Here is a 14,356-nt window from a genome sequence, read left to right on the forward strand (position 1 = left end):
GGGACGGATGTCAGTGATGGTTCGTCTTTCTAAATACCCCGACATGCGCGCGGCGCGAGTCACCGCGCACGCCTCGGCCGCCGGGGCCGATGGCTCCGGCGGCCGCGAGTGTCTGCGCGAGATGCAGCTGATCCAGGCCGTCTACTCCAAGTCGTCTACTCCAGGTGGTCTACTCCAAGTCGTCTACGAAGACGTGTCGCCGGTCGTCGGCACGTCACAACCAGGGCATGTCGGGATCGAGCGAGTGGGAGATCACCCCGTCGTCGGGCTCGAGGGGGTAGTTGACCTGATGGATGGTCGCGGATGCGGGTCCGAAGAGGGACGTGCCACCGGGCTCGACGAGGGTGGTGCCCGGCTCGACGAGTGTGACCTGCGGAGGCACGTCCTCGTCGGGGGCGTCGCATGCGACCATGGGCCATGCATTGGCGCAACCGATTCGGTCCCTGACCTCGACCTTGTACGGGGAGAGCCCGGAGTCCGGGGAGACGACCTGAGGCGACGTCGACTGCGCGGGTGCGGCGGCGGCGGTGGCGCTCTGGGCCATGAACATCCCGAGTCCGAGGGCGGCGCCTGTTGCGGCTGCGGCGGCGATGCGTGTCTTGGTCGAGTTCATTGCGTTGCTCCTGAGTGTGGTGTGGGTGGGTGTCCGTGTCCCTCGTGGACAAACACCAGTCTTCGCCGTTACGGGGTCCCGCCAACTCCCCCCAGAGGGGTGGTCGACCCTCCATCCGGGGGTGGATGTTTGCACCCCCGGGGGTGTTCCCGAAGCTGTGATCGGACAGTGGCCCGCCGCCGGTGACGTCAGAGATAGAGGTCGACGAGCGTGCTGACCAGCGACCAGTGCGTGGTCCGGGCCCGCAGTGTCCTCAACTCGGGGTAGACGATGCGGAAGGTGCGCGCGAGGGCGACGCTCAGACCGCCGGTGATGTCGGGGAGCCCTGATCGGGTGTCGACCGCGAGGATGCCGTCGAGCGGCGGATAGGCGGTCAGTCGCTGGACGATCGGGTCGACCCGGAGATGTGGGCCGAGTTCCCGAAACAACCCGATGTTCTCCTGCAGACCTCTGGTGATCGGCAGATCGGTGAGTTCGATGACGTGCCGGTGCTGGGCCGCGGCAACCGACTGGGCGACGAGCAGCAGGTCGTACAGCTTCCCGGTGACGACGTCGTCGAATCGGTGAAAGTCCTCTCTCACGACGCCGATACTGGCGGCCACCCGGAAGATGTCTTCGAACTGGTCGAACGTCATGAGCGACCCGTGGCTTCGGACCTCCGCACCGTCCATCAGGTGATCATCCTCCCCGATACGCCCCGCCATGTCGTGTCCATTGTTCCGCCGGGATGATCCCGCCGCATACACGGATGACCCGCCCCGGGAATCGCGTTGTCCGGCACGAAGTCCTGCATGCTCGGCCGACCGGGTTGTGCACGACCACCGACAGCGAGTACAGCGAAAGGTATGAGCCGGTGGGTGCGGCGCGGGGCGCGGTGGTGGCCGTTGGCGGCGGCCGCCGTGCTGGTCGTCGTGCTCGCGCTGTGCGGGGCGGTTCCCGTGTGGCCGGGCCTGTTGCACCTCGTCGCGCTGCCGCCGCTGGATCAGTTCGCGGACCTGCGACTTCTGCTGGTACGGACCGAGTCGTGGCCGCAGTTCCTCGTGCTGCTGGCCGCGGTGTCGGCCGCGCGGATCATGCTGATGGCCTGGCTGCTCGGAGGACTCGACAAGCCGCGTATCCGCTTCGCCACGGCGTTCTACGCGACCGCGTTCGGTCCGGTCCTCCTGGCGTCGTGCGCCGATGCGACCGCCTACGCGATGCTGTACTCGCGGGCGTTCTGGCCGGCGGTAGCGCTCGTCGCGGTGCTGGTGTCGACACTCGGGCCGGTGCCGTGGCAGGGCGGCGCCGGCCTGCGTGCGGCGATGGGGCGGACGTGGCGCCGGGGCCTGCGCATCGAGGTGATGGTGCCGTATTGCGCGGCGATCCTCGCACTCGGCGCCCTGGCCGACCGCGTGCCTGCCCTCACCGTGCTGCTCGTGCCGGTGTCGGCGGCGGCGACCGGACTGACGGTGTGGGCGATGGGCCGTGCGCCGCTGAGGCGGCCCGTCGCGGCACTCGCCGCGGTGCTCGTCGCGTCGACGGTCCTCTCGGCGATCTTCGTTCGGACCCGCGCTTACGACGTTCCGGAACCCGGACCACGACAGGCTGGTTCGCTGCTCGTCATGTCCGGCATCGACTCGCGTTCGGGGGAAGGGGCGATCCACCGGGCCGACGTGCAGCGGCTGGGGTTTGAATGCGAACAGGTGTACTACTTTTCCTACGCCGGAACCGGAGGCGGGCAGCCCCGGCGCGACGCCACGTGCCCGATCCGAACGGGCGCCCCCTACGAACCGGCCGACACCCATCGGCCCGTCGAGGAACAGGTCGCCGTGTTCGCCGAGCAGGCGGCGAACCTGCAGCGGCCGTTGACCGTTGCCGCGCATTCGCACGCAGGCTGGATCGCGTGGGAAGCGGTCGCCGCAGGTCGGGCACAGGTGGACGTGCTGGTTCTGGTGGGTGTGTTCCCGGAGACCCCGCTCGGATTTCCGCCGCCGGACGCCGAACGATCGGGCAGGGTGTTCGGCGACCTGTTGCGGTGGGCGGTGCCCGCGATCGAGTTCGCGTTCTTCCCCTTCGACCCCGACACGCCCGCGGCGCGGCAACTGCTCGGGGACGCGGGCAGCGCACAGGCCGTTCTCGGCGAGACACTGCCCGAAGGGGTGCGTGTTCTGAGTGTCACGTCGGCCGCCGATCTTCCACTGATGCCGCACGGCTGGCGGCTGAACGTCGAACGCAACGCCTGCCCGGTCCGCGCCGCACACTCGTCGCTGCCTCTCTCAGCCGCCGTCGACGATGAGGTGATCCGGTTTCTGAACCACCGGGATCCTGTGCCCTGCCCGGCATGGCGGGACTGGGGTGCGGTGGTGATGCAGGCCTTCGGTGTACCCGCGAGAGAACGCTGACCCGAATGTGTGGAAGCGGACGGGACGATTTCGCGGACGCCGGAGCATCGGCCGGAGTTAAATGGAATGACACAGGCGTAAAGGATTTCGGCACAGGGTAAGCCCAACTCAAGGTCCGTCGCCGCCCGCTCCGGTCTCGTCCCACGGCGCGGGAGGCAGAGCGTCGGGGTGCGCGATGATCGAAGCAGTGACAGGGCTCCTCACGAGGAGAAACGAACCCGCCGATGCTCGATCCGAACCGCCCGAACAACCTGATCACGCCGCCCCTGCCAGTGGCATCGCACTCGGAAGACTCCTCGCGGCGGCGATACTGTCACCGGCGCAGGCTTCGCTGCTCGTTGCCGATGCACTCGATCAGCTCGAACCGGCGCGCACCGAAGGGCCGGACCGCCTCCGTCTCCGGAACGTGACGGTGACCGACAGCGGGCATCTCACGATCGAGTACGTGCGCGGTGCGGGGTCCGGGCAAGACCTGAACGAGCAGGTCGCCGGGTTGTTCCGAAGTATCGCGACGAATTGTCGCGCGTCGGCCCTGCCCGACCGGTTGCACGAATCGCTCGCCGAAACAACAGATCTCGAGGCATTGCTGCACCGTGTTCGGCTGGCGGTCGAACCCGGCGTCGATGCGGCCGAGGCGAGTCGGAAACGCTGCCAGCTCGCCCGGCTGGTCGCGGCGACCAGGGGACGACCGCGCTCGGACGGCCGCCCGGCGGAGGAACGGCCTGCCGGTGAGAAGCCGCCGGTGGACACCGGTTCCACCCTTGCATCGCCGGGCTGGTTCCCGCCGGTCCGGAACCCGTGGCATCGCAGGACGAGACGGCCCTCGCGACGGCAGGGAGCCCTCGGCGTCGTAGCGATCGTGATACTTCTCGCCGCAGTGTGGATGGCTCCGCGGGCGTGGTCGGAACTGCGGCGAGGCTGGGATACCGTCCTGAATCCGGTGAATCCCGCGGAGCAGAACCAGATTCGACCCGTGTCGCCGCCACCGGAACCGCCGGCCGACCAGCCCGCACCGGCGACGGCCGATGCCGGACGAGTGCCGCCACCCGTCGACGTCGGTGCTCCCGGTACCGCCGGGCCGATCACGCTCGTCACGGCCACGCGTGCCAGCGGGGAGTGCGGGCCCGGGCTGGTGTGCGAGATCCGGGTGGACGTCCACCTCGATCCGGCTGCGACGGTCGATGCGGTGACCTGGAGGGTGAACGTGTACGACCGCTGTTCGGGTGAGGTGCGGGCCGGCGGCGACGTGTCGGAGCGCGTTCAGCCCGGGTCGCAGCAGGTGTACGGCATCGTCCGGACCGATCTGCCGCGCGGGGCCGCGCTCGCCGTCGCGGCGATCACGAGCGCCCCGGCGACGGCCGCGTCCGAACCGCTGCTGATCCCCGCCGAGAACGCACGCTGCTGAGTGCCGGGGGGCAGCCATGCAGGAGGGCAAGCACGAGTCCGACCCGTGGATCGTCGGGGCGGCGATCGTCCTCGTCGTGCTCGGACTCCTGAATCTCACGGCGACAGGGATGACAGGGCACGCCGTTCGCCATCTCCTCTTCGCAGTGGTCGGACTTGCGATCATGTGGGTGGTGTCCCGCATGCGGGTCAGTGATCTTCGGGCCTTCGGCTGGGCGGTGTTCGCGGTGGCGACCCTGTTGCTCGCGGCCGTTCCCCTCGCGGGGGTTGCGACGAAAGGAGCGCAGCGCTGGCTGAATTTCGGTGTGTTCACCGTTCAGCCCTCCGAGTTGGCCAAGCTCGCCCTGATTCTGGTGCCCGCGGGCATGCTCGCGGGCGGGTTCACCCTCGCACGCTTCGTCGCGACCCTGGCGATTGCAGCGGTGCCGGTGGCCCTCGTCGCGGTCCAGCCCGACCTGTCGACGGCCGTCGTGCTCGTTGCGACGACCGGGTTCATGCTCGTCCTCGCGCGGGTCCCGCTGCTGCCGCTGGTTCCCTTGTTCGTGATGGGGATCGCATCGCTACCGCTCGCGGTGCTGTTCCTCCGGCCGTATCAGCTCGAACGGGTGCACGTGTTCCTGTCGAGCAACGCCGACCCGGCGGGCGCGGGGTGGGCCGAGTTGCAGGCGAACATCGCGATCGGCAGCGGCGGTCTGTGGGGTCTGGCGCGTGACCCCCTGTATGCCGTGCGGGCACAGTTTCTTCCCGAATCGGAGCACGATCTGGCGTTCGCGAGCCTGGTGTACGGGTGGGGACTGGTCGCCGGCCTGGCCGTCGTGGTGGCGACGTCGGTGATCGTGTGGCGGGCCGCGCTCGCCGCGCGCACCGCCCGGACCCGGGAGGCCGCACTCGTCGCTGCCGGAATCGGTGGATTGTTCGGAATCCACGCGCTCGTGTCGATCGGTCAGAGTTTGTCGCTGCTGCCCCACACCGGAATGCCGATTCCCCTCTTCAGCTACGGGGGGACGGCCGCCATCGTCGGATTCGCCGCCATCGGACTGGTACTCGCGGTCCGCCGAGACGGCGTCGCGCGGCCGCTGTGGGCCCCTGACCCCCGGCGTCGGCGCCGCCCACGCGGAGTGTCGGCGGGCACGATGACGATGATCGCCGCACTCGTCGCGATGTCGGTGTTCGCGTGGCAGGTGCAGCACGACCGGGGTGCGGAATATCGGGCGATGAGCGACGCACAGATGATGCGGTGCATCCGCCTGCCTGCCGAGCGCGGACTGATCGTCGACCGCAACGGCGTCCCGCTCGTGGTGAACGTCGCCGAGTACGCGGTCGCCGTGGTCGCTCGGATGTTCGACGACAGCGACGACGACGCCCGCAACCGGCTCGCCGCGCTGCTCGCGAAGTCACCCGACGAGTTGTCGGACCTGATCGACGCCGGCGGCGAGGGCGAAACCCAGGTGGAGGTGGGCAGAGTCGCGCCCGACCAGGCTCGGCGCGTGGTGGATGCGCGGATTCCCGGTGTCCTCGTGGTGCCGTCCGGTCGCAGGCAGTACCCGTACGGCGCCGTACTCGCATCCATCCTCGGACACGTCGGGGTCGCCGACGCGGACGACATGCAACGCTGGCCACACCTCGCACTCGGATCCCGGGTCGGCAAGGCGGGACTCGAGAAGCAGTACGACGCACTGCTCCGTGGCAGTGACGGCACACAGTGCATGTACGTCGATCCGACCGGCAATCCGGTGGCCACCGGCGAGCGCGTCGACCCGGTGCGGGGCCACGATCTGCGCTTGCACCTCGACATCGGTGTCCAGACCCTGGCCACCGATGCGCTCGTGGACGCGATGCGCACCAGTAGGGGCGACCTCGGCGCCGCCGTCGTCATGGACGCGCGGACCGGCGCCGTGCTGGCCCTCGCCAGCGTCCCCGGCGCCGACAACAACGTCTACGGACCTCCGGCCGACCTCGTCGCGCTCGCGGCACAGAGCCAGACCCCGGGCCCGAGTGCGCTGGTCAACAACGCGACCCAGACCGCGGTCCCACCCGGCTCGACATTCAAGATCGTCGTCGCGTCGGCGGACATGCAGTACCCGGTGCTCTCGCCCGACGCGGTGATCGAGACCGGCGCGGCCTACACCTACGGTGGCCACACCTTCCGGAACTGGCAGCCGATGGGCCCGAACAACATGCTGCAGGCGATCCAATGGTCCGACAACGTCTACTTCTACAAACTCGGTGAGCTCCTGGGCCCGGAGAAGATGAGTGACGTCGCGAACCAACTCGGCGCGGGACGGCGGTCCGGGATCGACCTGCCCGGCGAGGCGGAGGGGTTCCTCGGCACCCCGGAGAACGTCGGAAGCATCGGGGCCACGTGGTATCCCGGGTCGACGCTGTTGATGGGTATCGGGCAGGGCACGGTCAGCGCGACCCCGATTCAGGTCGCGCGCTGGACGTCGGGGATCGCCACCGGCGCGATGGTGACCCCGCAGCTGGCCGCGGCGTACGGGCCGGAACTGATCCCCCTCCCCACAGCGACACCACAGCGGCTCGCGTTCGCCGACCGTCTCGATCCCGTCCGGGCGGGGATGCGGGCGTCCGCGGCCGCCGGGACCGCCGGGCAACTCGCGGACCTCCCGGTACCGGCCGGCGCCAAGACGGGAACTGCGGAGGATCCGTCGGCGCCGGGGGAGGGACTCAACGCCTGGTTCTCCGCGGTGGCGCCGTTCGACGCCCCCGAGATCGTGGTGACGGCGCTGGTCCGTGGCGGTGGTTTCGGGTCGGCGACATCCGGGCCCGTGGTCAAGAAGATCCTCGAGCGTTACTTCCCACGACCGCCTGCGCCGGCGCCGACCCGGTGATCAACTGCTGTAGGCGGCAACGACCTCGGGGTGCACGAGACAGGCGGTGGCGCCTTCGGCGACGCAGGTGAGTGGGCGTTCGGCCGTCTTCACGGGGAATCCGAACGCTTCCTCGAGTAGCTGCGACAGGCCACGCAGCATCGCCCCTCCACCGATGACGAGCAGCCCTTCCGACATCACGTCGCCGATCGCCTGGGGCGGAAGGTCTTCGAGGCACTCGGTCAGGGTGTGGACGATGCCGGCTGTGGTCGGCCGCAACGCATCCACGATCTCCTCGGTTTCGAGTGTGACGAACCGGGCCCGGCCGGTGGCGGCGTCGCGGCCCTCGACGACGAGAGACTGCCCTTCGTCGGTGTCCGGTGCACCCAGCTTCGCGCGCTCGGCGGTGAGCTCGCCGACGACGATGTTGTGCTGCTCCCGCAGGTAGTGGTACAGCGCGTTGGTCAGTTCGTCGCCCGCGAGTCGGCAACTGCGGTGGGAGAGAATGCCACCGAAACAGATGGCGGTGATTTCCGAAGTGCCGCCACCGATGTCGACGACGAGGTGGGCGCGTGGTTCGAGCGGGTTGATTCCGCAGCCGAGGGCACCCGCCACCGGTTCGGGCACCAACCCCACCTTTCGCAGGCCGGCCTCGTGCCCGACCTCGAGCAGTGCTCTGCGCTCGAGCGGAGTGGCGCCGGCGGGCACCGAGATGACGGCCTTGGGCCGCACCCCGTATCGCCTGGCCGGCGACACCCGTTTGACGATCGCCGTCACGAACGCCCGCGCCGACTCCAGGTCCACGATCACCCCGTCACGCAACGGCCGCACCGGAGTTATTCCGATAGGCGTACGGCCGACGAGACTTCGCGCCTCGGTGCCGATGGCGAGAGCACGGTGCGGTTCCTTCGTCCGAACCAGCATGAAAGACGGCTCGTTCAGTACGATGCCGTCGTCGGGAGTTCCGACGACAGTGTTGGCAGTTCCGAGATCGATACCAAGTCCACCCACGTCGGCCTCCAGAGGGATTCCAGCGAGATGTGCTTGATGTTACGCAGCGGCAGCGTCATTCGGAAGGTATCGCGTGCATTGGAAGAATCCCGGAAACGGCCACGACCCGCCGGCCGTCACGCGAAGTCGAACATCGGTGGAAGCACGCCGACCATCAACGCCGCCCACACACCGAACACGGGGAGGTAACGGGTCTGCCAGCGTTCGGTGGATCCGAATTCGCGGCGGTCGCGCAGGAACCCGAAGATGAGGACAGCCGACCAGGTCAGGTTGACGAGGAGGACCAGATTCATTCCGAGTGCGGCCACCTTGTTCGGGGTGAAGCCGAATTCCGCGATTCGAGTGAGCATGGCGAACAGCATCAGCAGATCTACCGCGAGGGCGCTGACGACGAGGACGAGTTGGAGGCGGTCGAACAGGTCGGGCGGCAGATACGGGTCGCGGGCGGATATCGCATACAGAAGCAAGCCCAGGACGACGACCAGGATGAGGTCCATCAGGATCAGCAGGTTCCGGTCGACGTCCACGACGCTGCCGGTCGTGGCGAATGCGACGAGCAGCACCAGCAGCATGAGAGTCGTCAGTGGGGTGAACACACGTGTGAGGACGGGGGCGATGTTCTCCACGACGTTCTGTTTCGCCTCCACGAGCCAGGCGGCGACGATGACCGCGCCGGCCGCACCGAACGGCAGCACCCAGTCCTCGACGACCCATTCGACGCTCAGGCCGAGGGCGTCGAATGCATTGACCGTCAGGCCGATGAGCACACCGCCACCCAGGGCGAGGAGGGTCAGGTACACCACCCATTCGCCGGTGAATCGAATGAAGTCCATTCGTCGCCGGTCCGACCGCCACTGGCCGCCGACGTACGCGACGCCGACCGCGAACCACAACGCGATCGGTGCGTGGATCGCCGCGATCACCTCGGTGGAGCCGTTCGACACGAACGGGAAGACGTTCACCAGCACCGCCGCCAGGGCGAACGGCACCACCAGTGCCCCGGCCAGTCGGAGCGTCACCTTCCGTTTCCACGCGAAGTACCCGGTGAGAAAAGGAAGAACGAACAGGCTGACGTTGCGGGCGAGGTCCTGCTCGTCGAGTGTCGCCACGCCTGCCTTCAGGGCGAGGGCGGCGCCGACCGCGAACCCGAGAACGACGAACAGTTCACGGGTGGGGCGGGTGCGATCACCGTCCGGCGCGGCGGGCATCAGGACGAGTTGCTTCCACAACCGGTCGGAGTGTTCCCGCGCGAACTCGCGGGAGATGTCGTCCACATTGCCCATTCGTTTGACGGCGACGAGGAACGCCTCGTCGGTCCTCAGGCCTGACGCGGACAGGTCCGAAATCTGATCGCGGAGATGGTCTTCCATCTCATCCGTGTCGGCGGCCGATATCGCGTGACGGCGCTCGACGTACCCCCGCCACTGACCGATCTGCGATTCGAGTTCCTTGTCGGTATCCATCACGACCATCCTTCCGCGGGCGCGGGGGGCAGTTGGACGGAGCGCCACACCTGGCTCAGGGCGTCCGCGACCACGTCCCACTGGGCGCGCCGTTCCGCCAGCATTTCCCTCCCGTTGTCGGTGATCGTGTAGTGCTTGCGCCTGCGCCCGCTGTCGGAGGCGCCCCACGACGCCGACACCAATCCCAGCCGTTCGAGTCGATGCAGCAGGGGGTACAACATGCCGTCGGTCCACTGGATCCGTCCGCCGGACAGGTCGTTGACTCGCTTCAGGATGGCGTACCCGTAGGACTCGCCCTCGGCGAGAATTCCGAGTACCAGGGGAGTGGCAGACGCGGCCACCAGGTCTTTCTCGATATGCATAGAACACCTATCCCTAGATCTGCTAGTCATCAACGTAGCAGACCCGCCCGGCGCACCTCGGACTCTCGGTGCGGAGTTGTCGTGAATGCGTCGATCGACAACCCGGGGTTGACGCACGGATGATCGTCAACCTAGAGTTGACGAATGGAGAATTCAGCGCCCGTCACCCCGCCCATCCGCCTCGACGACCTCATCGAAGCGATCAAGAAGGTGCATTCGGAGGCCCCGCTCGAGCAACTCACCGACGCGGTCCTCGCCGCCGAACACCTCGGCGAACTCGCGGACCACCTCATCGGTCACTTCGTCGACCAGGCCCGCCGATCGGGGGCGTCGTGGACCGAAATCGGCAAGAGCATGGGAGTCACCAAGCAGGCCGCGCAGAAGCGGTTCGTCCCCAAGGATCCCGGGCAGGCGTCCGACCTCGATCCGAATCAGGGATTCAGCCGATTCACTCCCCGCGCACGGCAGGTCGTGGTCGTCGCGCAGAACGAGGCCAGGGCCGCGAACAACTCCGAGATCCTGCCTCAGCATCTCGTCCTCGGACTCCTGACCGACCCCGACGGACTCGGCGCCCGGGCGATCGCCGCACAGGGCGTGGATCTGGATATGGTCCGGCACGCCGCGACCGCGACGTTGCCGCCCGCCGCTGAGGAGGTACCCGCACTCATCCCCTTCGACGCCCAGTCGCGCAAAGCGCTCGAACTGACATTCCGTGAAGCACTTCGGCTGGGGCACAACTACATCGGAACCGAGCACATTCTACTCGCCCTACTCGAGGTCGAGGACGGGGTCGGTGTGCTCGCCGGCCTGGGCGTCGACAAAGCCGCCGTCGAGGAGAACATTGCCGCCGACCTCGCTGCCATCGTCGCCGCCCGCACCGAGGAGTGACCTCGCTCCGGGTGCGGTTGCACGCCGGTCACCACGGTGCTCACGTGAAGGGAATGCCCCCGGTGACGCCGAGCACTTCCCCGGTGACGTAACTGGATTCGTTCGACGCGAGAAACACGTACGCGGGAGCAAGTTCGGCCGGCTGGCCGGACCGGCCCAGCGGCACGTCGTCGCCGAAATTCCGGTAGCCGTCGGCGGGCATGGTCGCGGGGATCAGCGGCGTCCAGATGGGGCCCGGTGCCACGGCGTTGACCCGTATTCCTCGTTTCGCCACATCGGCGGCCAGTCCCTTGGTGAAGTTGATGATCGCCGCCTTGGTGGTGGCGTAGTCGAGCAGGCCGGGGGAGGGATTCATGCCCTGGATCGACGACGTGTTCACGATGGTCGATCCCGGTTCCATGACCGCGACGGACTTCTTGCACAGCCAGAACAGTGCGTAGAGGTTCGTCCGCAGGACGCGGTCGAACTGCTCGGTGGTGATGTCGGCGATGCCACCCGTTTGGACCATCTGAAACGCCGCGTTGTTCACGAGGATGTCGAGGCCGTCGAGTTCCCGCACCGTCAGGTCCACGAGAGTCTGGCAGTGGTCCTCCGACGTGATGTCCCCGGTTGCAACGACGCCTCGCTGCCCGGCCTCGTTCACCAGTCGGACGGTCTCCCGTGCATCGGCCTCCTCGGCGTCGAGGCAGCTGACCACCACGTCCGCGCCCTCACGGGCGAACGCGAGCGCTACTGCCCGTCCGATGCCCGAATCCGCGCCGGTGATCAGGGCACGACGGCCGTCGAGGCGGCCGCTGCCCCGATAGGTCTTCTCGCCGTGGTCCGGCGTGGACACCATGTCGGCGGTCAGTCCCGGGTGCGGTATCTCCGGTTGATGCTCGCGGTCGGGATCGGGGTACTGCGTGGTGGGATCTTGCCGGGCGTACTGGTCGGCCATTCTCGTATCCCTTTCGTCATTCCCGGTCTGCAGAGACAACTACCGGCGAGCCGGTAGGAAGCGCCGAACCGCGCGGATCGCTGCGGACGGTCGCGCCGGATGCCACACGTCGCGATCGGTGTACGACCAGGCATAGATCGGGCTGCCGTCGCGAATACAGTCGAGCAGCCGCGGCTCGTCGAGCTCGTCCGCCGACCATTCGTACAGCTGCTGCAGGCGCGGTCCTATCAGGCCGTAGTCCAGCATCTCGCCGAGGTTGTGCTCGGCGGCGACGTACGCAGCGACGTCGTCTCCGAGTGGATATCGGTCGGGGAGAACCCGCGAGAGGGAAAGGAAGATCCCGGTCATCGACAGTCGCGGATCGCCGAGCAGGGGTCCTGCCGGCGCGAGCCGCCCGAGCGCCAGTCGTGGCGCCGCGACCAGGGCATGGGCGAAGAGAACGCGGAGCAGCACGACGTTGAGAAAGAAGCGCTCGGGACGGCTCTCGGTGTCGGCGAGGTCGCGATGGTCGAGATAGGCGGACGCGATGCTCGCGTTGTGGGCCCGGTACCAGGTGCGTGCGGTCGGATCGGCAACGAACAACATCCACAGGTCGACCGCGTGCGATGACGGCCTCCCTCCCATTCCGCCGCTCCGGGCGACGGCCTCGCACCCGTCGCGCAGCAGTCGCTCGTTGACGGCCCGCCACCAGGGACTGCCTGGTGGCGTCGCTTCGAGTGCGGCGAGCACGCCGCGGCCGACCTGCCAGCGCATGAACGACAGCGCCGCACGGCGAAACGGCAAATGCCGCGGTGCGTTGCCTACCGGACCGTGATACGTGCGGGCGCTCAGCTCGAGGCGGGCATCAGGGTCGTCGCGCACGGCGTGGACCTGGCCGAGTGCCCAGTCGGCGGCGGAACCTCGCGAACTCACCGTCCCATTGTCGGACCCGACCGGTGCGGGAGGAAAGGGCAGGACGAGTCGAAACGCGTCACCGGAAGGCGATGTACTTCACCTCGAGGTACTCCTCGATGCCCTCGCTGCCGCTTTCCCGGCCGAGCCCGGATTCCTTGACGCCGCCGAACGGTGCGGCGACGTCGGAGACGATGCCCCGGTTCACCCCCACCATCCCCGCCTCCACGGCGCCGGACACACGCAGCGCTCGCTCGAGTCCCTCGGTGTAGATGTAGGCGGCCAGGCCGTATTCGGTGTCGTTGGCGGCGGCGACGCCTTCCGCTTCGCCGTCGAATCCGATGATGGCGGCGACCGGACCGAACACCTCTTCCCGCAGGATTCGGGCATCGCCGGGCACGGCAGTGAGGACGGTCGGCTGGTAGAAGTACCCCTCACCCTCCCCGCGGTCGCCGCCGGTCGCGATCACGGCGCCCTTGCCGACGGCGTCGTCGACCAATTCGGCGACACTCGCGCGCTGCTTCTCGCTGACCAGCGGACCGACCTGGGTGCCGTCCAGATCGCCGGGGCCGACCGCCAGCGCCCGCATCCTGGCGGTGAGCTTCTCGCTGAACTCGGCGAGCACCGCGTTGTCGACGTGGATGCGGTTCGCGGCCGTGCACGCCTCGCCGCCGTTGCGCATCTTCGCGGCCATCGCGCCCTCGACGGCGGCGTCGATGTCGGCGTCGTCGAAGACGACGAACGGGGCGTTGCCGCCGAGTTCCATCGACGTCCGCAGGACCCGGTCGGCGGCTTGTTTCAGCAGTACCTTCCCGACGCCGGTCGATCCGGTGAAGGTGACCTTGCGCAGCCGGGAGTCGTCGAACATCGGTGTCGTCAGGGCGGCGGAGTCCGACGTCGGGAGAACGGACAGCACGCCGTCGGGCAACCCGGCGTCGCGGAAGATCTCGGCGAGCAGCAGCATGGTCAACGGGGTTTCGGCGGCCGGCTTGACCACCATCGTGCAGCCCGCGGCGAGCGCGGGGGCGATCTTGCGGGTTCCCATGGCGAGGGGGAAGTTCCACGGCGTGATGGCCAACGTCGGGCCCACCGGTTCCTTGGTGACCAGGATTCGCCCGTTGCCGGTGGGGGACTGGGTGTAGCGGCCGTTGATCCGGACGGCTTCCTCGGAGAACCAGCGCAGAAACTCGCCCCCGTACGTCACCTCGCCGTGGCTTTCCGCGAGCGGCTTGCCCATTTCGAGGGTCATCAGCAGTGCGAACTCGTTGCGGCGCTGATTGATCAGTTCCCAGGCGCGGCGCAGGATGTCGGACCGCTCACGCGCCGATGTCGCGGCCCAGTCCGGCTGAGCGGCGGCCGCGGCGTCGAGCGCGATCCGGCCGTCTTCGGGTCGCGCGTCGGCGACGTCGACGAGCACCTTGCCGTCCGCGGGATTGTGAACACTGAAGGTGCTGCCTCCCGTAGCCGGTATCTGCTTGCAGCCGATCCACAGATCGGTGGGCAACGACGCCAACAGCGTCTGGGTGTCGATCACTTCATTCCTCCTGGGGTGGATATTCTGTGCCCGGGCGTGGAGCG

12 protein-coding genes are annotated in these 14,356 nt (G+C 68.2%); 4 read left to right on the forward strand and 8 right to left on the reverse strand.

The genetic code is table 11. From position 1 onward, the window contains the following. Window positions 1–214: 214 nt before the first annotated feature. Window positions 215–613 (reverse strand): hypothetical protein, encoded by a 399-nt coding sequence (locus tag ACFU5V_RS38330; protein WP_378438444.1) that lies wholly within the window; start codon window positions 611–613, stop codon window positions 215–217. A 188-nt stretch (window positions 614–801) separates the two neighbouring features. Continuing rightward, on the reverse strand, window positions 802–1,317 hold the full coding sequence (locus tag ACFU5V_RS38335; RefSeq protein WP_378706064.1) for a DUF1931 family protein: 516 nt from the start codon (window positions 1,315–1,317) through the stop codon (window positions 802–804). Window positions 1,318–1,458: 141 nt separating this feature from the next. Between ACFU5V_RS38335 and ACFU5V_RS38340 the strand changes: the two genes are divergently transcribed. The 3 genes from ACFU5V_RS38340 to ACFU5V_RS38350 all read left to right on the forward strand — a co-directional run bounded on the left by ACFU5V_RS38340 (window position 1,459) and on the right by ACFU5V_RS38350 (window position 7,247). Then, complete coding sequence (locus tag ACFU5V_RS38340; protein ID WP_378706066.1) at window positions 1,459–2,994, forward strand: hypothetical protein; 1,536 nt, start codon at window positions 1,459–1,461, stop codon at window positions 2,992–2,994. 175 nt (window positions 2,995–3,169) lie between these two features. Further along, window positions 3,170–4,399, forward strand: coding sequence for a hypothetical protein (locus tag ACFU5V_RS38345; protein ID WP_378706069.1), 1,230 nt, complete (start codon window positions 3,170–3,172; stop codon window positions 4,397–4,399). A gap of 16 nt (window positions 4,400–4,415) precedes the next feature. Then, entirely contained in the window at window positions 4,416–7,247 is a 2,832-nt protein-coding gene (locus ACFU5V_RS38350) for an FtsW/RodA/SpoVE family cell cycle protein (RefSeq protein WP_378706071.1), read from the forward strand. On the opposite strand, the gene ACFU5V_RS38355 is transcribed toward ACFU5V_RS38350, so the two are convergent. The 3 genes from ACFU5V_RS38355 to ACFU5V_RS38365 all read right to left on the reverse strand — a co-directional run bounded on the left by ACFU5V_RS38355 (window position 7,248) and on the right by ACFU5V_RS38365 (window position 10,062). Continuing rightward, window positions 7,248–8,237 carry a rod shape-determining protein gene (locus ACFU5V_RS38355; RefSeq protein WP_378706073.1) on the reverse strand — a complete coding sequence of 330 codons (990 nt, stop codon included), beginning with the start codon at window positions 8,235–8,237 and terminating at the stop codon, window positions 7,248–7,250. It abuts the gene before it with no gap. 116 nt (window positions 8,238–8,353) lie between these two features. After that, the gene (locus tag ACFU5V_RS38360; protein WP_378706075.1) at window positions 8,354–9,700 is read right to left on the reverse strand and encodes a permease prefix domain 1-containing protein; all 1,347 of its coding nucleotides are present in this window, start codon (window positions 9,698–9,700) and stop codon (window positions 8,354–8,356) included. Beyond that, complete coding sequence (locus ACFU5V_RS38365; protein ID WP_378438429.1) at window positions 9,700–10,062, reverse strand: PadR family transcriptional regulator; 363 nt, start codon at window positions 10,060–10,062, stop codon at window positions 9,700–9,702. The genes ACFU5V_RS38360 and ACFU5V_RS38365 overlap by 1 nt, the downstream gene beginning before the upstream one ends. 144 nt (window positions 10,063–10,206) lie before the next feature. On the opposite strand from ACFU5V_RS38365, the gene ACFU5V_RS38370 reads away from it, so the two are divergent. After that, window positions 10,207–10,950 carry a Clp protease N-terminal domain-containing protein gene (locus tag ACFU5V_RS38370; protein ID WP_378706077.1) on the forward strand — a complete coding sequence of 248 codons (744 nt, stop codon included), beginning with the start codon at window positions 10,207–10,209 and terminating at the stop codon, window positions 10,948–10,950. Between the two features lie 40 nt (window positions 10,951–10,990). Here ACFU5V_RS38370 and ACFU5V_RS38375 read toward each other — a convergent pair whose 3' ends face one another. The 3 genes from ACFU5V_RS38375 to ACFU5V_RS38385 are packed head-to-tail and all read right to left on the reverse strand — an operon-like array spanning window position 10,991 to window position 14,312. Further along, a complete protein-coding gene (locus tag ACFU5V_RS38375; RefSeq protein ID WP_378706079.1) occupies window positions 10,991–11,887 on the reverse strand; it encodes an SDR family oxidoreductase in 897 nt (298 codons plus the stop codon). A 39-nt stretch (window positions 11,888–11,926) separates the two neighbouring features. Beyond that, entirely contained in the window at window positions 11,927–12,799 is an 873-nt protein-coding gene (locus ACFU5V_RS38380) for a hypothetical protein (RefSeq protein WP_378706081.1), read from the reverse strand. A 58-nt stretch (window positions 12,800–12,857) separates the two neighbouring features. Then, window positions 12,858–14,312, reverse strand: coding sequence for an NAD-dependent succinate-semialdehyde dehydrogenase (locus ACFU5V_RS38385; RefSeq protein WP_378706084.1), 1,455 nt, complete (start codon window positions 14,310–14,312; stop codon window positions 12,858–12,860). Between the last annotated feature and the right edge of the window lie 44 nt (window positions 14,313–14,356).

The organism is Rhodococcus sp. NPDC057529, assembly GCF_042802055.1.
Lineage (GTDB): Bacteria > Actinomycetota > Actinomycetes > Mycobacteriales > Mycobacteriaceae > Rhodococcus_F.